The sequence below is a fragment of the Bradyrhizobium sp. USDA 4504 genome (genome assembly GCF_054063995.1).
In genome coordinates this window covers 3738521-3759640 of the sequence record NZ_JBSSGV010000001.1, presented here as the reverse complement: position 1 = coordinate 3759640, position 21120 = coordinate 3738521, and the positions used below count along the sequence as shown (strand labels likewise).

General features: G+C 63.4%; 16 protein-coding genes and 2 pseudogenes. 11 read left to right on the top strand and 7 right to left on the bottom strand.

The window, feature by feature from the left end; genetic code table 11:
* Positions 1–109 precede the first annotated feature (109 nt).
* Positions 110–1303, bottom strand: a complete 1194-nt coding sequence (locus ACVMB1_RS17525) for an aspartate kinase (protein WP_456848772.1) — start codon at positions 1301–1303, stop codon at positions 110–112.
* A gap of 39 nt (positions 1304–1342) precedes the next feature.
* On the bottom strand, positions 1343–2665 hold the full coding sequence (locus tag ACVMB1_RS17520; RefSeq protein ID WP_456848770.1) for a peptidase M15: 1323 nt from the start codon (positions 2663–2665) through the stop codon (positions 1343–1345).
* A 357-nt stretch (positions 2666–3022) separates the two neighbouring features.
* Here ACVMB1_RS17520 and ACVMB1_RS17515 point away from each other — a divergent pair.
* A pseudogene (locus ACVMB1_RS17515) lies at positions 3023–3900 on the top strand (tyrosine-type recombinase/integrase).
* An 8-nt stretch (positions 3901–3908) separates the two neighbouring features.
* A complete protein-coding gene (locus tag ACVMB1_RS17510) occupies positions 3909–5105 on the top strand; it encodes an IS91 family transposase (RefSeq protein WP_076831677.1) in 1197 nt (398 codons plus the stop codon).
* A 361-nt stretch (positions 5106–5466) separates the two neighbouring features.
* Here the strand turns inward: ACVMB1_RS17510 and ACVMB1_RS17505 are convergent, their stop codons facing one another.
* Positions 5467–6870: an alpha/beta fold hydrolase gene (locus tag ACVMB1_RS17505; RefSeq protein ID WP_307720402.1), complete on the bottom strand. Its 1404-nt coding sequence runs from the start codon at positions 6868–6870 to the stop codon at positions 5467–5469.
* A gap of 237 nt (positions 6871–7107) precedes the next feature.
* The gene (locus ACVMB1_RS17500; RefSeq protein ID WP_076831674.1) at positions 7108–7341 is read right to left on the bottom strand and encodes a DUF1127 domain-containing protein; all 234 of its coding nucleotides are present in this window, start codon (positions 7339–7341) and stop codon (positions 7108–7110) included.
* Between the two features lie 138 nt (positions 7342–7479).
* On the opposite strand from ACVMB1_RS17500, the gene ACVMB1_RS17495 reads away from it, so the two are divergent.
* Positions 7480–9042, top strand: coding sequence for a winged helix-turn-helix domain-containing protein (locus ACVMB1_RS17495; RefSeq protein ID WP_057017589.1), 1563 nt, complete (start codon positions 7480–7482; stop codon positions 9040–9042).
* Between the two features lie 665 nt (positions 9043–9707).
* Here the strand turns inward: ACVMB1_RS17495 and ACVMB1_RS17490 are convergent.
* Positions 9708–11302, bottom strand: a pseudogene (locus tag ACVMB1_RS17490) (ABC transporter substrate-binding protein).
* Positions 11303–11634: 332 nt separating this feature from the next.
* Here ACVMB1_RS17490 and ACVMB1_RS17485 point away from each other — a divergent pair.
* The 5 genes from ACVMB1_RS17485 (at position 11635) to coaA (ending at position 17108) form a co-directional block, all read left to right on the top strand.
* On the top strand, positions 11635–12093 hold the full coding sequence (locus tag ACVMB1_RS17485) for a hypothetical protein (RefSeq protein ID WP_076831669.1): 459 nt from the start codon (positions 11635–11637) through the stop codon (positions 12091–12093).
* A 254-nt stretch (positions 12094–12347) separates the two neighbouring features.
* The gene (locus tag ACVMB1_RS17480) at positions 12348–13208 is read left to right on the top strand and encodes an FAD binding domain-containing protein (RefSeq protein ID WP_076831740.1); all 861 of its coding nucleotides are present in this window, start codon (positions 12348–12350) and stop codon (positions 13206–13208) included.
* Between the two features lie 4 nt (positions 13209–13212).
* On the top strand, positions 13213–13695 hold the full coding sequence (locus ACVMB1_RS17475) for a (2Fe-2S)-binding protein (RefSeq protein WP_057017586.1): 483 nt from the start codon (positions 13213–13215) through the stop codon (positions 13693–13695).
* Positions 13692–15950 carry a xanthine dehydrogenase family protein molybdopterin-binding subunit gene (locus ACVMB1_RS17470; protein WP_076831666.1) on the top strand — a complete coding sequence of 753 codons (2259 nt, stop codon included), beginning with the start codon at positions 13692–13694 and terminating at the stop codon, positions 15948–15950. The genes ACVMB1_RS17475 and ACVMB1_RS17470 overlap by 4 nt, the downstream gene beginning before the upstream one ends.
* Positions 15951–16175: 225 nt before the next feature.
* Positions 16176–17108 carry a type I pantothenate kinase gene (gene coaA / locus ACVMB1_RS17465; RefSeq protein ID WP_076831663.1) on the top strand — a complete coding sequence of 311 codons (933 nt, stop codon included), beginning with the start codon at positions 16176–16178 and terminating at the stop codon, positions 17106–17108.
* A gap of 119 nt (positions 17109–17227) precedes the next feature.
* On the opposite strand, the gene ACVMB1_RS17460 is transcribed toward coaA, so the two are convergent.
* The gene (locus ACVMB1_RS17460) at positions 17228–18172 is read right to left on the bottom strand and encodes an ornithine cyclodeaminase family protein (RefSeq protein ID WP_076831661.1); all 945 of its coding nucleotides are present in this window, start codon (positions 18170–18172) and stop codon (positions 17228–17230) included.
* A 159-nt stretch (positions 18173–18331) separates the two neighbouring features.
* On the opposite strand from ACVMB1_RS17460, the gene ACVMB1_RS17455 reads away from it, so the two are divergent.
* The gene (locus tag ACVMB1_RS17455) at positions 18332–19072 is read left to right on the top strand and encodes a bestrophin-like domain (protein WP_076831658.1); all 741 of its coding nucleotides are present in this window, start codon (positions 18332–18334) and stop codon (positions 19070–19072) included.
* Positions 19073–19330: 258 nt separating this feature from the next.
* Complete coding sequence (locus ACVMB1_RS17450) at positions 19331–19717, top strand: COG4315 family predicted lipoprotein (RefSeq protein ID WP_210262721.1); 387 nt, start codon at positions 19331–19333, stop codon at positions 19715–19717.
* Positions 19718–19849: 132 nt separating this feature from the next.
* On the opposite strand, the gene ACVMB1_RS17445 is transcribed toward ACVMB1_RS17450, so the two are convergent.
* On the bottom strand, positions 19850–20431 hold the full coding sequence (locus ACVMB1_RS17445) for an HdeD family acid-resistance protein (protein WP_057017581.1): 582 nt from the start codon (positions 20429–20431) through the stop codon (positions 19850–19852).
* A gap of 245 nt (positions 20432–20676) precedes the next feature.
* On the opposite strand from ACVMB1_RS17445, the gene ACVMB1_RS17440 reads away from it, so the two are divergent.
* Positions 20677–20898 carry a dodecin gene (locus tag ACVMB1_RS17440; protein WP_026192947.1) on the top strand — a complete coding sequence of 74 codons (222 nt, stop codon included), beginning with the start codon at positions 20677–20679 and terminating at the stop codon, positions 20896–20898.
* Positions 20899–21120 lie beyond the last annotated feature (222 nt).

Below are 21120 nucleotides of genomic sequence, written 5' to 3'. Positions count from 1 at the left end.
CACCGCTCACCGGTGAAGCGCATCATCCGGAACTCCTTCACCACGCGATAGTCGGCGCGGCTGGTATTGATGGCGAGGCCGGGCAACGTCGTCCCTTGCCAAATTTCAACTAGATCAGCGAATGCAGAGCCATGACCGCGGCCTCACGGCTCTCCATCGGAACAAAGAAGCTTACCGAATGCGATGACAAAACATACTTGTCGGCGATGATTCCGTGGCGTTGCAGAATCTGAACCGCCTTGTACGGCAGGTCCGAGGAAATACCGCCGAAGCAAGTGAGGCTCACCGAACTCAGCGTCTCGCGCTGTTTGCGCAGGTCTTTGCTCCGTTCCAGTGTACGCAGCAACGCGTCGAGTGTCTCAGAATCGCAAGTCATCATGATGCGGGTTTTTTCGGCGGTGAAAGCCGAGGCGAGGAGTTGCGGCCAAGGCAAGCCATTTTGCTGGAGATGCTGCGCGAACTTCTCAAAGCCTTGATTGAGGTCCGCCGAATCGATCTCCACATGCTCGATGCGAGCCATCGAGTTGACGGCCAGGACTTTTCCGTTCTCCATGTCTGCGACCTCCTTCATCACTTGCGTGCTGTGTCGCGCGCCGCCCCGCTTTCTCAGGACCAAAGGCACGTTTTGGCTGTGGGCCAGCTCCACGCTGCGAAAGTGCAGGACCTTGGCGCCCCAGAAGCACATTTCGGACAGGGATGCGAAATCCAGCTGACGCAAGGGTTTTGCGTCCGCGACGATGCGCGGGTCAGCCGAGCAAACTCCGTCGACCTCCTTGATGATCTCGCAGCACTCCGCCTTGAGCGCCGCAGCCATGGCGACCGCGGTGGTATCGCTGCCACCTCGGCCAAGCGTCGTGATTTCCTTGGTCAGCGGGTTCACGCCCTGAAAGCCCGCCAAAACCACGATGCGTCCACGATCGAGTTCTTCGCGCACGCGAATGGGCCGCACGTCCAGAATGCGTGCGGAGGAATGGGACCCGTCGGTCATGACACCGGCCTGACTGCCGGTAAAGCTGATCGCCGGCACGCCGAGATCAGACAGCGCCATGCTCATCAAGGACATGCTGATGCGCTCGCCGGTGGTCAAGAGCATATCGAGTTCGCGGCGATTGGGGTGCGGGCTGACCTGATAGGCCATCCTGACGAGTTCATCGGTGGTCTTGCCCATCGCTGAAACGATCGCCACGACACGATGACCACGGCCATGCAAATCGGCGACACTGCTCGCGGCCGCGCGGATTCTTGCTGGTGTTTCGAGACAGACGCCTCCGTATTTTTGCACGATGATGGGATTGCTAGGCATTGTTGCCCGCGTCGTGTTGGAAGGCGCAGCTGAACCCGATCAGATCGTTCTCCCCTTCGACGCCTTTGCGGTCTTTGATCGTTTTGCCACGACCCGCACAGCGCCCCGGTCGCGCTTCTTGCGATCCGCTTCCGCGTGCTGAGCTTTCGTCCCGCCGCGGTGAGCGGCGTATTCCTTGCCGTCGATCGGCGCGACATGTGGTGGATCTCGATCGAGATACGGTCGCCCGATTCCAAAATCCGGTCCACGCGCATCGATCCATTTCCAAAGGGCCTCGGTGGAGACCCAACGCTCCGCCCGCGTCGCGCCTCTGACGCTCACGACATCGACGGCAAGCCCGTGGCCATAGCCGCCGCGGAAGCTCCCGCCATGGTATGACTTGTCGGACGCCGCCTTCAGGCCGCTCGCGATCGATTGACGGTAGTCATCGCGGAACGCGCTGGTGATGCCAGGCGCCAACCCGGCCTGCTCCGCCGCGTAGAGCGCGTGAAACAGCTTGAGTTTGAAGCTCCGATCCACCCCTCCAATCACGTAGTCGATCATCGGCATGCCCATTCGCTCCGCCGCCTTCGGATCCTTCCACGTGAAATCGTTATCGACGCGCCTGGTGAACGTCCTGGTGACAGTCACCGTCTTGCGCTTCTTCTTGACGGTCACTTTCCGCTGCTCTTGTACGCTGATGGTGTCTTGCTTCGGCGTCCGCTGGTAGAGCGCCCACAGGTACCGGTCGATGCAGACATCGACGACGAGGCACTCCTCGAAAATATCCAGGGGTCTCGCGGCCTCCTCGGTGTCACCAGACACTGGAGGCGGGCTCGCCGTCGCCGCTTGCACCGGCGATGTTTCGACCGGCAGCGTCTGCGACGAATCCGGCAAGGCAGCCACGACGATTGACTTCGGCTCGCTCGAGGTTGCTGTCGCATCAGGGGGCGTCGCCGGCACCGATTCAACCGCCATCGCCGCATCGGCGTTGGCGACAGCGTTACCCATGACGCCTGCCTGCGGCGGGGCCATCGTGTCGGACGCCGGCCCCGTTAGGGGTTCTGCAGCCATCGCTGCTTCAGCATTCACTTTGCTGACGTTGTCGACTGCCGTGGCCTGTCGCGTATCAGCCAGTTCGGCGTTGGCGGCGAGAGATGGTGCGAGGTCCTCGATGGACACTGCGCCGCTGTTCCCGATGCCGGCAGAGCCGGCAAGCCAGGCAAGGAGCCAACCTGCGAGAACGACCGTCCCGCACAACTCCGGAGTCGCAATTCGCCGCGGGTTCATCACCCCGTAGCCTCCAAAGGCTCGATCCGAGCCCTGTTGCACCGCCCAGCACGCGACGGCATCGATCATTCGGATCAAAATGGAAATGCGCAATGGGCGGAAGCCGTAGGCGCTACGCTTTTCCAGAAAGTGTTGCCCGACCGCAACGCGCGGCCGCGAGCAACCCGGCACGGCGCGTGCTGCTGCGTTCGGTGATTCACCTGCGCTCGAGCTTTGATTCCCATTTTGGGTCAAAAGCCGCCCATAGCGACCGAGCCGGGTGACTTCCGGTTCACCTCGAAGAGCCGACGTTCGCGATCGTCATGCAGACCGTCAGCTATGCGCCAGAGGACTAAACCGCTCGCGCGGTAGGGCGCGACGGCTGGCAGCACGGCTGAGAGGATAGCGCAACGAGGCGTCCTGTCTTGAGATGAGGGGTTCGCAACCTTCACTCAAAACAGGAGCATCCCCATGACCGACGAGGCAGTGAGCCCGCTGCGCCGGCGCATGATCGAAGACATGACGATCCGGAAGTTCGCGCCGAAGACCCAACATGACTATGTGCAACGGGTCAAGAACTTCGCGGCGTTTCTCTCGGGCGATCACCTGATACGGCGAGTTTTGAGGACGTGCGGCGCTACCAGCTGCATCTGGCATCGAGCGGCGTTGGCGTGCCGACCATCAACCAGACCGTCTCGACGCTGCGGTTCTTCTTCAGGGTCACGCTCAAGCGCCACGAGATCGTCGAGCACACCCACGTCATTCACGAGCCGCGCAAGCTGCCGGTGGTGCTGAGCCCAGAGGAAGTGGCGCGGCTGCTCGATGCGGCACCGGGGCTGAAGTACAAGGCGGCGCTGAGCGTGGCCTACGGCGCCGGCCTGCGCGCCGCCGAGGTGGTCTCGCTCAAGGTCGCCGACATCGACAGCAAGCGGATGATTATCCGCGTCGAGCAGGGCAAGGGCGGCAAGGACCGCAACGTCATGCTGTCGCCGCACCTGCTTGATCTGCTGCGGACCTGGTGGAAGGCGGCGCGGCCGCAGGGCTGGCTGTTCCCCGGCCGCGATCCGGCGCAGCCGATGACCACGCGCCAGCTCAATCGTGCCTGTCATGCCGCCGTGCAGATGGCGGAGATCAACAAGCGCGTGTCGCTGCATACCCTGAGGCACAGCTTCGCCACCCATCTCTTGGAGCAGAACATCGACGTGCGCGTGATCCAGGTGCTGCCCGGTCACGCCAAGCTCGACACCACGGCGCTCTATACCCGGGTCGCCACCAAGACGATCAGCGAAGTGATGAGTCCGCTGGAACACATCGCGATCAAGATGAAGGAGGCTCGGCCACCCGGCTGACGGCGCCCGTGTCCCGCCCGGTTCTGGAGGTTGCGGATATCCTCCGCAGCCATGGTCCGGCGTGGCGCAAGGCCCATGCCGGCCACGTCAGCCTCGACCAGTTGAAGGTGATGTCGGCGATCGAGCGCTGCCGCACGGCAGCCCTCGGCGGCCATGTCGCGCGCTGTGAGAACTGCGCCTACACGACGATCGCCTACAACTCCTGCCGCAACCGGCATTGCCCGAAGTGCCAAGGCGCTGCGGCGAAGCAGTGGCTCGCCGATCGCGAAGCCGAGCTGCTGCCGGTGCCGTATTATCACGTCGTGTTCACGCTGCCGGCTCGGATCGCCGACATCGCCTATCACAACAGGGCTGCCATCTACGACCTGCTGTTCAAGGTCTCGGCCGAGACCATGCTGACGATCGCCGCCGACCCGAAGCATTTAGGGGCCAGGATCGGCATCACGTCGGTGCTGCACACCTGGGGCTCGGCCATGACCCACCACCCCCATGTGCACATGATCGTGCCGGGCGGCGGTATCTCCCTCGATGGTCAGAGCTGGGTACCCTGCCGGCCGGGCTTCTTCCTGCCGGTGCGCGTGCTCTCACGACTGTTCCGGCGCCTGTTCCTGGGTCGCCTTGCTGCCCTCCACCAGGCCGGGCGCCTCAGCTTCTTCGGTAACGACGCTCATCTCGCCGGAGCACAATCATTCGCCGCATTGCTTGCAGCGTCGCGCAAGACGGAATGGGTCGTTTATGCCAAGCGTCCGTTCGGCGGCCCACAGGCCGTGCTGGCCTATCTGTCGCGCTATACACACCGCGTCGCCATCGCCAACAGCCGCCTGATCGCCCTCGACCAGCAAGGCGTCACCTTCAGATGGAAGGATTATCGGGTCGATGGCCGCAATCGTCACAAGCGGATGACGCTCGCCACCTTCGAGTTCATCCGCCGCTTCCTCATCCACGTGTTGCCAAAGGGCTTGCACCGCATCCGCCACTACGGCCTGCTGGCGCGGGGCCCCTGCGCCGACAATATCGCACGCGCGCGCGAACTGCTCGCCGTCAGCGATCGTGAGAATGAGCCCACCGAGACCATCGCCGCCGGCAAGCCGCCGTGCCCATGCTGCGGCGGTCGCATGATCGTCATCGAGGTCTTTGAGCGAGGCGCAACGCCCAGCCATCAACAGACCGCGCCAACCCGCGCCATCAGGATCGATACGTCATGAGCGCGCAACCGTCATTCTGCAAAGCTGCTCGCCATGCCCGCCGCTCATCGACCGGCCACGGCGGAGCGCACCTGAACGCTCATCGGTCGTCGCCCATCCGTCCATCATTGATCGCGTTCGACGCCGCCCACCGCCCATTCAATGATAGCGACAGCGTCGTGCCGACCGCTGCACCGGTTCGAACTCCATCGGCCAGGTCGCCTGCAGAGCTCAAATCCCCATAGAGCCCGCCGCACTTTCCTGCCCACCATGCGCGGTTTCCTCCCTTGGAGGCTTTCGGACGCCGGCCGCCCGAATGTGCCGCGCCGTCAATCATGCGGCCGGCATCCGAAACCCTTCACAAAACCGGAAGTGCTCGCATTCACCCCATTTCTAAAAATTGCCTTACCTCCTCGAGAAATTGGGCCATTCCGGGATCGTTTTCCAACAGTACGTGATTTTTGCCAGGGAGAGATACAAACCTCGAACCAGGAATAGCTGCGGCTAGGCGGCGGCCTTCTTCTATGGGCTGCATAATTTCTTCTCGGGCATGTAAGACGAGCGTGGGTACAGAAACTTCGGGCAATAGCTCAGTAATGTCGAAATTGCTCACTGTCTCGTAGTAGCGAACAGCGTTCTCTGGCGAGGTAGATTTTCGCTGCATGATGTTGAAGGCGGCTGCCTGTTCAACGGTCGCTGTCGGAGCGAGCTGTGATGTCAGCAATTGTCTGAAAGTTGGCTCATCTGAATTCCAACCCACTCGTATTAACGTTCTAGTGGCATTGTAGCGATCGAGGTCTGCTTCGGTCACGGATGGCCGCTTGCAGCGTCCGGTAGCGAAACCTCCATAGAGGATCAACTTTGATACACGGTTTGGGTAGCGGTTTGCGAAAGCCACACTGACCGCGCAGCCTTGTGAATAGCCGAAGAGTGGAAAACGTTCCAACCCGGACGCATCAACAACAGCTTTTAGATCAATCACCCAAGCATCAAGCGACATTTCACTTACGTCCCAATCGGACAAGCCGCTTCCTCGTGCGTCGTAACGAACAAGAGTGTTTCGCCTCGCAAGCTCTACCAGCATGTGGCGGTAAATTGGCAATTCCCAATCGAGCTCCAGATGGCTAAGCCAGTTTGCGGTTTTTACCAAAGGCGGCCCGGTCCCAACTCGCGAGTAAGCCAGTCGCACACCGTCAATTGATCTACAATATTGTACCTGCTGGGCCGAGGGGACGCTCCGACTAGCGTCGACCGCCTCGTTAAGTACGGCAAAATAGATGTCCACCGGTCGCTCAATATTTTTCAGTTTTTGCAGACCCCGCGACGCAAAAGAGACATCGATCTTGCGATCCACCTGATCATAGACGACAGCTGATACGCAAATTCCACCAGGGTCACAAATACCTTCCAATCGCGCGGCGATGTTTACACCGTCCCCGAAAATGTCGTTGTCATCAAATATGATGTCACCAACGTGGATGCCTATACGAAATTCGATACGCCGATCCTGTGGCCCATTAGGATTATGCTCAGCCATGCTACGTTGGATTTCAACTGCACTGCGGATCGCATCGACTGAGCTGCCAAACTCAACCAACATACCGTCGCCGGTCGTCTTGACGATACGGCCTCGGTGAGAAGCTATAGACGGATCAACGATCACTTTTCTGACGGTCTTTAAGCCGGCGAGCGTCCCTTCCTCGTCAATTCCCATCAGGCGGCTGTACCCAGCAACATCCGCCGCCAGCACGGCCGCCAGCCGTCGTTCCATCCGTTCGCCCGTCAAGGACTTGCTCCCAGATTGGTGATTTCGGCATCAAAGCATATTGGGTTGGCGTCGGGCTAGGTCCCATATCGGCTGTGGGTCAAAAGCCGTCCACGGCGGCCGAGCCAAGGGACTTCCGGTTACTCTCGAAGAGCCGGTGGTCATGCAGACCGTCAGCTTAGGGGCCAAAAGCCGACTTCATCGACTTTCCCCGGCAGATCTAAGGCAGCATCGCCCCGTCCGGCCAAACTAGGGCAGCTATAATGTGAAACGCGGATCGGCTGAGAGCGCCGATCGGGCGACGTAGTCGAGTTCGCCCCGTGCAATCCCGATATCCATCAACTCTCTGTCGCTCAGATCGTCCAGCGCAGCACGCAGCCTCTCGCGTTTGCGCCACTCACGAAATGCATTCCAATATGCCTCGAGGGGACTGTAAAACTGCCGCCTTGCCGTTGCTGGTCCAAACTCACTGGTTCCGTGGATGGTGCTCATTGGAATGTCCAGGTTGGTCTATTTCTGCCAAGCGAGATTGCGGGCACATCCCCTGGCGCGCTTAACAGTTGGCTTACATTTCCCTTACGGGCAGCTTATTCTTGGGGTTTCAGAGGTGGCCGCGAGAGGGAATGCAGCTTGCGTTTTCTTTTTGAGGATTACGCATTGGATACCGACAGGCGCGAACTGCAGCGCGCAACGGAAGAGGTCGTTGTCGCACCCCAAGTATTCGACCTGATTGAATACCTGATCCGGAACAGGGAGCGCGTCGTCAGCAAAGACGACCTCGTCGGCGCCGTTTGGAAGGGTCGCGTCGTCTCGGATGCCGCGCTAACGACTCGCCTGAACGCCGCCCGAAGCGCAATCGGCGACACGGGCGAGAAACAGCACTTGATCAAAACATTGCCGCGCAAAGGTTTCCGCTTCGTTGGCGCAGTGAAGGAAGACCGGAGGCCCGCAAATGAGACGATTGGCCCAATTGAGCGAACCGGCGAAGCGCCGCCGCGCCTATCCATCGTCGTGCTACCCTTCGCGAACCTGAGCGGTGATCGTGAGCAGGACTATTTCGCGGACGGTATAACCGAGAGTCTGACCACGGACCTGTCGCGCATCGGTGGTTCATTCGTAATGGCACAGAACAGCGCCGTCTCATACAAGGGCAGAGCTGTCGATGTCCGCCAAGTCGGCCGCGAATTGAATGTTCGCTACGTGCTCGAAGGCTCAGTGCAACGCAGCGGCAAGCGACTTCGGATGAATGTTCAGCTGATCGATGCCAGGAGCGGCCAGCATCTTTGGGCCGATCGCTTCGAGAAGCCTGTCGTCGACCTGTTCGATATGCAGGACGAAATCGTGTCGAGGCTCGCCGGTGCATTAGGTGCCCAGCTCATCGAGGCTGAGGCGCGACGAGCCGAGCGTACGCTGCATCCCGATGCGATGGACTTGTACTTCCAGGGCCGGGCCTGGTTCATGAAGGGGATTAGCCTTGAATGCGTGACGCAAGCGCGGGGCTTCTTCGAACGCTCGCTGGAGTTCGATCCCGGCAACGTCGAAGCAATGATTGGTCTGGCAAATGTTGATACGGTAGTTGGAGGTAGCTTTACGACGGATGATGGGCCCGCGCGGCTTGCGGCGGCCGAGGCGATGATGAACAAGGTATTGTCGATTAGGCCGAACAGTGCCTCAGCCCACATGGCTCGGGGTTGGGTCCAGACCTTTACGAACCGGGCCGCCCAAGGCATCCGTGAGTTCGAACATGCGTTGGCGCTGGCTCCGAATTTGGTCCACGCTCATGCTGCCCTTGGTTTCGCCAAATCCTACATAGGTCGCGCTACCGAGACCGAAGGTCATATACTCGAAGCTTTACGGCTCTCTCCTCGCGACGTTTTCGCTTACCAGTGGGCGTGTTTTGCGGGCGTGGCCAAGCTACTGCTTGGTTCAGACGTCGAAGCCGTCAGTTGGCTGCGACGAAGCACCGAGGCGAACCGTAACTTTCATCTCGCTCATATATCGCTCGCCGCTGCCTTGGCCTTGACCGGCGCGCTCGATGAGGCGCGAACTGCTGCGAGAACGGGACTTGCGCTCAACTCAGGTTTCACCATTCGTCGCTTGCTCGCAGCTCAACAAAGCGACAATCCAATTTACCTTGCCGGGCTGCAGCGCTTGTGTGAAGGCTGGCGCCTCGCTGGCGTGCCGGAAGGGTGATGAGCGCTTCGGGCCGACTTCGGTGCTTTACTGCCCTGCGTCGGCTTTGGGTCAAAGTGCGACATCTGGGCCTCCGGGGCCGGTATCAGTTGTACTCTCGTATCCGGACATCTCCGCGATGGCCCGGAGGTCAGGAACGATGACAGAAGCCGACATCTGAGCTGGCCTTCGGCACGTCTGCGTTGGTTGGCTGGACAATCGAACTACCCACCAAGCGAACGGAAACTCAATTCCTAGTTGCTTTCGAGCTCCTGTAGTCGACAACGGAGTTCGTTGTCGACAGTTGCTGCATAACGGCTGTCACTTTGATACCAGTCGGGAGCAAAGTCGGTGCATCGTAGTCTCATCTCGATCGCCTTGTGGCTATTCTTCTGCATGTCTACTGCAAGGCTGCTTCGAGAAAACGGACTGGAATAGGACGAGCTATCCTTTCGCGTGTGGGAGCGCGCGCTGAACGAGGATAAGACGACGACGCACATGCAAGAGGCGTTTGCGCGATTTCGGAATATTGGAAATGTATCCCTGAGTTGCCCGACGTGTCAAGTTGCCTTGTCGAACGCCGGCAGCCGCCAGCTCCTTTGCATGGGGTTGTTTTCGATATTTTGGCCGCGCGCAGCTGCGGCGGTCGCTTGGGGGCGAAGGGGGTCTGCGGACAAGCCGATTGCTTATTCGGTCTTGTCGACGTTCCAGAACACCGGCGGCGCCGGCCTTCCAGCACGCCGGCGAGCGATTTGCGCCAGGCGCTCGGCAAGCGGAACTGGCCGAGCGGGATATAGATCACCTGCTCGTAGGCTTGCTTTTGAATCTCGACCGCGACCTTCTTCTGCTCTTCAGGGGAGGTGGCGCGCGCATAGGCGTCGCGCATCTGCTCGAGCTTGGCGTCTTCGGGCCAGCCGAACCACGCCCGCTTGCCGTTGGCGGCGATCTGGTTGTTGACGATCGGGTTCATCACCTCGGTCGCGCCAGTGAAGGTGAAGAACAGGTTCCAGCCGCCTTCCTTGGGCGGCTTCTGGCTGGCGCGGCGGCTCACTACGGTCTGCCAGTCCGTCACCTGCGCGTCGACGTTGAAGCCGGCCGCGCGCAACAGCTGCGCCGCGACCGTCGGCGGCCCCTTCAGCGTCTGCACGTCGCCGGGGATCATGATCACGACGGGCGTGCCGTCATAGCCCGAGGCGGCGAGCGCCTTCTTCGCCTCGGCCATGCCGTTGCCCTTGATCAGCGTCTCGGCGCCGGCGTCGCTGGCGAGCGGCGTGTCGCAGGCGAAATAGGAGCCGCAGATCTCGTAATATTTCGCGTTGCCGACGGTGGCGTCGAGCACGTCCTTCTGGTTCATCGCCAGGAATGCGGCGCGGCGGACCTTGGCGTTGTCGAATGGCGGGTGCAGGAAATTCATCCGGCCCTCGATCTGGAAGCCGAACTTGTTCAGCACGGCCACGGTGAGGTCGGAGTTCGCCTCGAGCACCGGCAGCAGGTCGACCGACGGCTGTTCCAGGAAGTCGATCTCGCCGGATTGCAGCGCGTTGATCGCGGTCTGCGCGTCGGGCATCGTGACCCATTCGACGCGATCGACCTTCGCGACCTTGCCGCCCGACAGCCAATCCGGCTTGTCCTTGCGCGGCACGTAGTCGGCGTTGCGCTCATAGACCGCTTTCACGCCCGGCTGGAATTCCGCGCTCACGAACTTGAACGGCCCGCAACCGATCTGCTCGGCGATCTGCTTGCCCGGCGGCGTCTCCGCGAGCCGCTTCGGCATCATGAAGGCGACGTAGGAGGAGGGCTTTGCCAGCGACTCCAGCACGAGGCCGTACGGCTCCTTGAGCTTGAGCACGATCGTCTTCGGCCCGCTCGCCTCGAGGGAAGCGGTGAATTCGGCCAGCTTCTGCGCCATGCCGTCGACGGCGGTCCAGCGCTTCAGCGAGGCGATGCAGTCCTCCGCGGTGACGGGCGCGCCGTCATGCCATTTCAGGCCGTCGCGCAGCGTGAAGGTGTAGGTGAGCTTGTCGTCCGAGATCGTCCAGTCCGCCATTTGCGGGCGGACCTTGAAGCTCGAATCGATGCCGAGCAGCGTGTCGTAGACCATGTAGCCATGGTCGCGGGTGATGTAGGCGGTGGTGAAACCGGGATCGATGATGCGCAGGTCCGAATGCATCACGGCGGTGATGGTCTTGCCCTTGCTCGCGGCAAGGGCGCGCGATGACAGGACGGCTGGCGGTACGCCGGCCGCAAGCTTGAGGAGCGTTCTGCGCGAAACTTCGACCATTCGCCGTCTCCCGATCTGCCCTTGCGCCGGCATGCTTCACCAATCCGTTGTTGAAAGCAAGCAAGAGCCGCGCCATCGCGTTCGGTCCGGTTGCGAGGTTGCAAAGCCGTGTGCGCTCACTGCTTGAGCACGTCGCCGAGCAGGCGCTGGTTCCGGGCTTCGCCGCGCTCAGCACGTCCCGACGAGGTTGAGGAGGACTTAACCGGCTGCTGACACTTGTATCGCCTGGGTTAGCCGGGGTTGGACACCTTTCCGGTAGCTTGTTTGATGAGTGTTCGGCGGTCGAACCGCCGCGTCCCTTTGAGAGGCAAGACGTTGAGAGGCAAGACGCCATGCGCCGCGGTCTGCTCGTTCTTCTCGTGTTCATCGGCGTGGCGGTGTCCGGTCAGGACGTACGCGCCGCGGAGTTCGGCACGCGATACAGCTACCAGCAGCTGCAGGACCTGACCGAGAAGGGGCCCAAGGGCGAAGCCCTCGCGCTAGGCTATGTGAGCCTCACGCACTCCTTCATCCTGCCCTACAAGATGACGGGCTACTATGCCCTGATGGTCAAGGGCTCCGGCAAAGACCTCAACGGCCGCCCGCTCAACGTTTACCACGAGCTCTCGCAGGAGAAGATCGAGCAGATGCAGCGTGCCGGCGCGCTGCCCAATCCGCTTCCCCCTTACCGGCGCACGATCTTCGAATACATGTTCGGCTACGTGTTGTGGTGGTGCATTCCGGCGGCGCTGCTCGTCATCGGGATGTTCTCGATGCTTGGGATCGGCTCCGGCAAACGCGGTCAGGCCTGACCGATCTGGTTGGCGGCCTCGTCGCGGCGGGTCGCGAGCGCGCCCCAAAGCAAATGCCGCGCGCCGCCGCCGGCACCGCACAAGTCCGCATCCTGCATAGGAGCCTGCGCTTCCTGCCGCACCTCGCAGGCTGTTCGGACCCCGATCCGCCGTGTAGGCTCGCGATCTGCCGGCCAGCAATCAATAAGGCCACATCCCGCAAATCCTAAGGGAACAAGCAGTCGAGGGAGACCGAAAGAACCGTCATGACCGATATCCGATACGTAGCACCGCGCACGCTTGACGAAGCGATTGGCGCATTTGCTGCCGCCGGGAGTGCCGCCCGCATTATGGCAGGGGGCACCGACTTATTGGTGCAAATGCGCTCCGGCCTGGTGCGGCCGGGACTGATCGTCGACATCAAGAAGATCGGCGAGATGACCGAAATCAGCGAAACCGCCGATGGCGGTTTCCGTGTGGGTGCCGCCGTCTCCGGCATGGAGCTCGCCGAGCATGCGCGCTTTGGCAAGGTGTGGCCCGGCGTGCTCGAGGCCGTGAACCTGATCGGCTCCAAGCAGGTGCAAGGCCGCGCTTCCGCCGGCGGCAATCTCTGCAACGGCTCACCGGCCGGCGACAGCGTGCCGGCGATGATTGCGGCGGGTGCCGTCGTCACCGTGCAGGGTCCGAACGGCCGGCGGGACATGAAGGTTGAGGATGTGCCGGCCGGACCTGGCCGTACCAACCTCAAGCCGGGCGAGATCCTGGTCAGCTTCACCTTGCCGCCGCGGCCGAAAGGCTCGGGTGACGCGTACCTGCGGATGATCCCGCGCACCGAGATGGACATCGCGGTGGTCGGCATCGGCGTCAGCCTGACCTTGAAGGATGGCGTCTGTACCGCGGCCCGCGTCGGCCTCGGCGCGGTGGCGCCGACCGCGCTGCTGGTTGAGCCTGCGGCGAAGGCGCTGACCGGCTCGAAGCTCGACGATGCCGCGCTCGAAGCCGCCGCTGCCGCATGCCGCGCCGCCTGCCGTCCGATCGACGACAAGCGCGGCACCATCGCCTACCGGATCAAAACCGCCGGCGTGCTGCTCAAGCGCACCGCCGCGATCGCCGCACAGCGCGCGGGAGGACTCTAGCACCATGGCGAAACTGCACGTCACCACCTCAGTCAACGGCGAGCCGGTCGAATTCCTGTGCGAGCCCTACGAGACCATGCTCGACGCGCTGCGCGGGCAACTGGGGCTCACCGGCTCGAAGGAGGGCTGCGCGTCCGGCGATTGCGGCGCCTGCTCGATCACGCTCGACGGCCGCCTGGTCTGCTCCTGCCTGATGCTCGCGGCCGAGGCCGAGGGCCACGAGATCGGGACCATCGAGGGCATGGCCAGAGGCGAGAAGCTGCATCCGTTGCAGCAGAAGTTCCTCGAGCACGCCGCGCTTCAGTGCGGCATCTGCACCTCGGGCATGCTGGTCGCCTCCGAGGCGCTGCTCGCCAGGAATTCAAACCCGACCGAAGAGGAAGTCCGCTTCTGGCTCGCCGGCAATCTCTGCCGGTGCACCGGTTACGACAAGATCGTCCGCGCGGTGATGGAGACCGCGGCTGAAATGCGGGAGGCTCGCCCATGAACGTCGTCAACAACAAATGGATCGGCCAGCGCACCATCCGGCCCGATGGCGTCGACAAGGTGACCGGCCGCGCGGCGTTTGCCGCCGACACCACCATGCCCGGCATGATCTGGGGCAAGGTGCTGCGCAGCCCGCATCCGCACGCCCGCATCAGGTCGATCAACACCGCCAAGGCCGAGGCGCTGCCCGGCGTCAAGGCGGTGGTCACCGCGCGCGACATCGTCGACTTCACGATCGAGAAGGGCGCCGTCATGCTCGGCATCCAGGACATGCGCTGGATGTGCCGCAACGTGATGGCGCGCGACAAGGCGCTGTTCCCCGGCCATCCCGTCGCCGCCGTCGCCGCGACCACGGAGGCGATCGCGACCGAGGCCTGCAAGCTGATCGAGGTCGACTACGAGGTGCTGCCCTGGGCGATCGAGATCGACGACGCGCTGAAGGCTGATGCGCCGATCCTGCACGAGTTCAACAAATTCGACGGCAAGCCCTCGAACATCATGGGCCGCCTCGAATCCAAGAAGGGCGACATCGCGCAGGGCTTCAAGGATGCTGAAGTCATCATCGAGCGTTCCTTCACCACACGCCCGGTGCATCAGGGCTATATCGAGCCGCATGCCTGCCTGATCTCGGTTGCGGCCGACGGCAAGACCACGATCTGGTCGTCGAGCCAGGGCCAATTCATGGTGCGCGCGATGACCTCGATGCTGACCGGCATCCCGCAGAGCGACATCCGCGCCATCCCCGCCGAGATCGGCGGCGGTTTTGGCGGCAAGACCATCGTCTATCTCGAGCCGCTCGCCACCCTGCTCGCCAAAAAATCCGGCCGCCCGGTGAAGATGGTGATGACCCGCGAGGAGGTGATGCGCGCCACCGGGCCGACCTCGGGCTCGAAGAGCACGGTGAAGATCGGCGCGAAGAAGGACGGCACCATCGTCGCCGCCCATGGCAGCTTCTATCTGCAGGCCGGCGCCTTCCCGGGCTCGCCGATCCGCGGTGCGGTCGGGTGCAGCTTCGCGCCCTATGACATCCCGCATGTGCTGTCGGAGGGGTTCGACGTCTGCTCCAACCGCTCCAAGGTCGCGGCCTATCGCGCGCCCGGCGCGCCGATCGGCGCTTATGCGGTGGAGTGCGTGCTCGACGAGCTTGCCGAGGCGCTCAAGATGGACCCCTTGGCGCTGCGGCTGAAGAACGCGGCGAAGGAAGGCACCAAGGCGGCGCACGGCCCGGTGTTCCCACGCATCGGCTATATCGAGACGCTGGAAGCCGCCAGGAACCATCCGCATTATGCCGCGCCGCTCGGCAAGCTGCAGGGCAGGGGCGTCGCCTCCGGCTTCTGGTTCAATGCCGGCGGTGAATCCTCCGCGCAGGTCAACATCACCGAGGACGGCAACGTCGTCGTCACGACAGGGCACCCCGATATCGGCGGCTCGCGCGCCGGCATCGCCAATATCTGCGCCGAGTTGCTCGGCATCGACTACAAGCGCGTCTCCGTCATCATCGGCGACACCCAGACGGTCGGATTCTCCAACCTCACCGGCGGCAGCCGCGTGCTGTTCGCCTCCTCGATGGTGGTGACGCAGGCCGCCGACAAGGTGATCGCGACCTTGCGCGAGCGCGCGGCGAAGGTCTGGGAGATCGACCCTGAAGCCGTGAAGTGGGAGAACGGCGCCGCGCATCCGGTGAGCCCGAATGCCGGCCAGTTCGAACCGCTGACGCTCGCCGACCTCGCCGAGAAGGCGCCGTCGCAGGGCGGTCCGATCGGCGCCAGCGTGCAGCTCAACACCCAGGGCGCCGAGGGCGGCTTCGGCACCCATATCTGCGACGTCGAGGTCGATGTCGATCTCGGCATCGTCCGCGTCGTTCGCTACACCGCCGTGCAGGATGTCGGCCGCGCCGTGCATCCGAGCTATGTCGAGGGCCAGCTGCAGGGCGGCGTCGCGCAGGGCATCGGCTGGGCGCTGAACGAGGAGTATATCTACAACAAGGACGGCAAGGTCGATAATCCCGGCTTCCTCGATTATCGCATGCCGGTCTGCTCCGACCTGCCGATGCTCGACTGCGCGCTGGTCGAGGTGCCGAACCCGAAGCATCCGCAGGGCGTCAAGGGCGTCGGCGAGGTGCCGCTGGTGCCTGTGATGGCCGCGGTCGCCAACGCCGTCCACAACGCGCTCGGCAAACGCTTCTACAGCCTGCCGATGTCGCCGCCGAAGGTGTCGGAGGCGCTGGACGCACCGACGCAGCAGGCCGCGGAGTAGGGAGCGTAGGGCGGGTTACGCCAACGCAAACCCGCCCTACGGTTCTACTACGGTCGCCGCGTAGCCCGGATGAGCGAAGGGATATCCGGGGGGAGACCGGCCCCGCATGTCGCTGCGCTCATGCGGGCTACTCGTTGCCATCGCCGCCGCAAAGGGCGATTGACGTAACCGGCATTGCCTCGGCAAGATCGATCGGACGCATCAGGCTCACCGTGAACGGCTGAGATGACCCACCCCGACGAGCTGTCAGCCTACATGATCTTCGGCCGCAGCGATTGGGCGGCCTTGCGCGCCAGCACGTCGCTGACGCTCTCGGACGCCGATCTCGCGGCGTTGCGCGGCTTGAACGAGCCGATCAATTCCGCCGAAGTCAGCGACGTGTATCTGCCGCTGACGCGCTTGTTGAACCTGCATTTCGCGGCGGCGCGCAACCTTGCGCACGTCAAGGCGGAGTTTCTCGGCCGCCCGGCACGCCGTTCGCCCTACATCGTTGCATTGGCCGGCAGCGTCGGCGTCGGCAAGAGCACCTTTGCCCGCGTGCTGTGCGCGCTGCTGGCCCGCTGGGCCGATCATCCGCGGGTCGAGCTGGTGACGACCGACGGCTTCCTGCATGCCAACGGCGTTCTCGAAGAGCGCGGGCTGATGCGGCGCAAGGGTTTTCCCGAGAGCTACGACCTGCCGCGCATGCTGCGATTTCTCGCAGCGGCGAAGGCGGGCGAACGCGAGCTCGAGCTGCCGGTCTATTCGCATCTGATCGGCGATATCGTGCCGTCGGAACGCCAGGTCATCCAGCAGCCGGACATCCTGGTCTTCGAGGGCCTCAACGTGCTGCTGGCGCGCGGCACGGCGCCGGTGGTGGTGTCGGATTTCTTCGACTTCTCGATCTATCTCGATGCCGATGAGGCCGACATCCAGTCCTGGTATGTCGAACGCTTCCTCAGGTTGCAGCCGACAGCGTTCCGGAATCCCGCCTCCTATTTCCACCACTACAGGGACCTGCCGCCGGGTGACGCGCGCGAGGTCGCGGAGCGGCTGTGGCGCGAGCATCATCGCGCCAATCTCAGGGAGAACATCTTGCCGACGCGGACGCGGGCCGACGTCGTGCTGCGCAAGCGCGCCGATCACTCGATCGGCGAGGTCTGGCTGCGCGAGACGTAGAAGTAGCCCGGATGAGCGAAGCGATATCCGGGGAGGCTGATCCCGCATGTTGCGGAGCCCTTCATCGGGCGCGCATTCGTGCGACCCGTTGGCTCATGCGGGCTACAGAACAGTTCCGCTTACCGCAGCTCCTTCCCCAGCTGCGCAAGCACCGTCTCGCAGGTCATCAGATCCAGATGCCCGCCGCCGGCGTTCTTGAAGAAGGTGATGTCGCTATCCGACAGCCGCCCGGCGACCTTGCCGCCGGCGAGATCGTAGTGATCGCCGAGCACGTCGCTCTCGGCGATCGCACCGCTCGCGATCGGTTGCAGGATGTCGCCGACGCCATCGAAGGCGGATTCGCGGCGGTCGACGAAGATGCGCGAACGCCGCGCCGCCTCGTCGTCGGACTCGCGGGTCTCCGGGGTGAAGCCGCCGACCAGATCGAGATGGGTGCCGGGCTTAAGGTTGGCGCCCTTGACCAGCGGCTCGCGCGAGCGGGTGCAGGTGGTGATGATGTCGGCCTCGCGTGTCGCGGCGTCGAGATCGGAGACGGCCTCGGCCGCGATGCCGTCGCCTTCCAGCAGCGCGGCGAGCTCCTGGGCGCGTTCAACTGTCCGGTTCCAGACCCGCACCCGCTTCAGCCGCGGCCGCACGGTGCGGTGGCCGCGCACCAGCCAGCGCGCCATCTCGCCGGCGCCGACCACCAGCAGCGTCTCGGCATCCGGCCGCGCCAGGTGTTTTGCGCCGAGGGCGGAGTCCGCGGCGGTCTTCCAATGGGTGATCTCGGCGGCGTCCATCACCGCGAGCGGACGCCCGTCATTGCCGTCGAACAGCACGCAGACCGCCTGAACCGCCGGCAGCTTGCCGTGGGCGAGGTTGCCGGGAAAGCTGGTGTAGAGCTTGGTCATCATGAAGCGGCCGGCATCGACCGCGCTGCGCGTCACCAGCTGCTGGCCCTTGTCGTCGCCGAGATAGCCGTCGTGCACCGCGATCTTCGGCCGTCGGTGCGCGGCCTCGATCGCCTCGATCAGGACCGGAAAGCTCAGGACGCGGTTGACCTCGCTGTCGTCGACGATATGCACGTGGTATCTCCTCTGGAGCGCCCCTCGCGCTCTCGCCGGATGTCCCCCAAATCTGTGCGGACTGGATAGCGCGTGGGGGCGGCTAGTCAACCGGACATGCACCGCCGGGCGTCCCTTGCTATCCTGCGGACCTGATTCTCTCGCAGGTTTTCGCAAGCCGTGGTTGCATTCATCGTCGCCGTCCTGATCTTCATCCTGCTCGGCGGCGCCGCGCTTGCGACCATGGCGATCCATGCCCGGCTCGCCGATCATCACCGCAGCGACGAGACCAACACCTCGGTACGCCTGGTCGCGACGCTGTTCGTCACCATGCCGTCGCTGTTGCTTGGCCTGATGATGAACAGTGCCGCCAACACCTATGTGGCGGTCGATCGCAATCTGCACGTCTTCGCCACCGACCTCATCCTGCTCGATCGCAGCCTGCGGCCGCTCGGGCCGAGCGCCGAGGAGCCGCGCAAGCGGCTGCTCGCCTATGTCGAGCAGGTGCTCAAGGATGTTCCGATCTCCAGGGCAAGCGCCGTGTCGGAGCGCCTGCTCGACGAGGTCGGCACCAGCCTCCGCGAGCTGCGGTTCGACGACGAGCAGAAGGTGGCGCTGTGGAACGACGCGCGCTCGGTCTATCGGCAGGCGGTGCAGCAGCGCTGGACCTTTGTCGAGCAGTCCGACGGCTCGTTTCCGTCGCCGCTGATCTGCATCCTGGTCGGGTGGCTGACGCTGATGTTCGCCACCCTCGGCTTTCGCGCGCCGCGCAACGCGGTGGTGATTTCGACCACCGTCGCCGCCGCGGCGCTGATCTCGGCCGCGATCTATCTGATCCTTGAAATGAGTACGCCGTTCTCCGGCCCGATCCAGCTCTCCGACCGCCCGCTGGTGCGCGCGGCGGAGGAGATCAGGCGGTAGCACATTCGGTGTTGTAGCCCGGATGAGCCAACGGGTCGCGCGAACGCGCGCCCGATGACAGGCTCCGCGATATCCGGGCGGCTCCCGCATGTCGCTCCGCTCATGCGGGCTACGGGACGGTATCGGCACGCGCCTGCGGCTTTATTCCCCTCGCATTGATCGCCATCCCGAAAATTCTTCGCGCGCCGTCAGCGGAATAGTGCGCGCCCTTCGGCGTCCTTACGCATGCAAGCCATTTGCATTCGAACAGGAGACATCATGAAGACATCGATCTCGCTCGCGCTCGCCACCGCCGTGTCGCTTGCGTTCGCCTCGGCGGCCTTTGCCGCGCCGCCGACCAAGACCGGAACCACCGCGAAGGGCTCGGTCCTCACCGACGCCAAGGGCATGACGCTCTACACCTTCGACAAGGATTCCGAAGGCAAGTCGGCCTGCAACGGCCCGTGCGCGACGAATTGGCCGGTCTTGAAGGCTGACGCCAGCGACAAGGCTGAAGGCGGCTACACCATCATCTCGCGTGACGATGGCTCCAAGCAGTGGGCCTACAAGGGCAAGCCGCTCTATACCTTCGCCAAGGACCAGAAGGCCGGCGACATCACCGGCGACGGTTTCCTGAACGGCGCCTGGCATCTCGCGCAGCCCTGAGGGCTTGCAGGCGGATTGAGCGTAGGCGGGTTAGCGCCAGCGCAACCCGCCATCTCTCCGCACGCGAAACATGCGGCGGGTTAGTTTGAGGCTAACCCACCCGTCGATCGTGCCTGAGGCGACGATCGCGCCTCACGCCCTGCGCTTCAGCGCCATGCCCATGCTGATCCAGCTCACGCCGGCGCAGATCAGGTCGACGCTGAGGAAGATGCCGAGCACGTAGAGGCTCGAGACCGGCCAGCGCGCCAGGATCATGGCGCCGAGCACCAGCGTGATCAGGCCGGAGATCGCGACCATTCCCCACGGCGCTTCCGAGTTCATGCCGAACGCGAGGAAGATGCGGACGATGCCCGACACCACCAGCGCGATGCCGAGGAACAGCGTCAGCGTCGCCGCGGCGAGCAGCGGGTTCTCGAAGGTGATGAAGCCCGCCACGACATAGAGCGCGCCGAGCAGCAGCCAGAACAGGAATTTGCCCCAGGTCTTGAACTGGAACGCGTTGATGATCTCGGCGACGCCGGCGACGATCATCATGGCGCCGACGAACAGCACGCTGACGACGGTGGCGAAGAAGACGCTGCCGAAGGCGAGCACGCCGGCGATCAGGTAGATCACCCCGAGGGCGACGATCCAGCCCCACTTGGCGCGGAGGTTGGAAAGCCCGGATCCGAGGCTGTGAGGAGGTGTGGCGGGTGAGCTGGACGCAGTGGACATCGTATCGCTCCCGAATACTTGATGAAACCATGCTACCATAGGTCAAGGCCCGGACAAGGGCGGGTGCGCAGCTGGCACGAAATGCATGCTGGCACCAAAGGCGCCGCGACACGTTTATTCAATTCGTCCGGCGTGTTGCCGCGCAGCATTCGTCGGTTTTGACGATGGCCGGCCCGCATCGGACGATGGACTGTCCGAACCGCAGCGCAAGCGGTCCGGATCGCGCATCCACAGAGGAGGTCGACATGCCCGCCACGCACGACAAGGATCACGTCTACAAAATCCTGGAACTGGTCGGATCATCGGACAAGAGCATCGAGGCGGCGATCGAGAACGCCGTGAGCCGCGCGTCAAAGACGATCCGGGAAATGAAGTGGTTCGAGGTGGTGCAGACGCGGGGCCATATCGAGGACGGCAAGATCCGGCACTATCAGGTGGCGCTGCGGGTCGGCTTTACGCTGGAGTAGGGCGTTCAGGTCGCTTGCGCCTTGCAGCCTGCAGGATTACTCGGGACCCATGGGTGCGATCGGCATCCGGCTTTCCCTGCGCCCTCTGTCATCAGAGCGGCGAAACGAAATGCAAAACTCGCGCTGCAGAGGCCGCGAGAATGCCGGTGCATGACTCACCGGCCGCGCAACACATTCGCTGTCGTCCCGGCCTAGTGCGCAATAGCGCACGGGGGGCCGGGA

Bases quoted from the DNA above. Each gene is read 5' to 3' on its own strand.
- ACVMB1_RS17525 (WP_456848772.1), bottom strand. From the start codon at position 1,303: ATGCCTAGCAATCCCATCATCGTGCAAAAATACGGAGGCGTCTGTCTC.
- ACVMB1_RS17500 (WP_076831674.1), bottom strand. From the start codon at position 7,341: ATGAGCACCATCCACGGAACCAGTGAGTTTGGACCAGCAACGGCAAGG.
- ACVMB1_RS17485 (WP_076831669.1), top strand. From the start codon at position 11,635: ATGCGCCGCGGTCTGCTCGTTCTTCTCGTGTTCATCGGCGTGGCGGTG.
- ACVMB1_RS17475 (WP_057017586.1), top strand. From the start codon at position 13,213: ATGGCGAAACTGCACGTCACCACCTCAGTCAACGGCGAGCCGGTCGAA.
- ACVMB1_RS17470 (WP_076831666.1), top strand. From the start codon at position 13,692: ATGAACGTCGTCAACAACAAATGGATCGGCCAGCGCACCATCCGGCCC.
- coaA (WP_076831663.1), top strand. From the start codon at position 16,176: ATGACCCACCCCGACGAGCTGTCAGCCTACATGATCTTCGGCCGCAGC.
- ACVMB1_RS17450 (WP_210262721.1), top strand. From the start codon at position 19,331: ATGAAGACATCGATCTCGCTCGCGCTCGCCACCGCCGTGTCGCTTGCG.
- ACVMB1_RS17445 (WP_057017581.1), bottom strand. From the start codon at position 20,431: ATGTCCACTGCGTCCAGCTCACCCGCCACACCTCCTCACAGCCTCGGA.
- ACVMB1_RS17440 (WP_026192947.1), top strand. From the start codon at position 20,677: ATGCCCGCCACGCACGACAAGGATCACGTCTACAAAATCCTGGAACTG.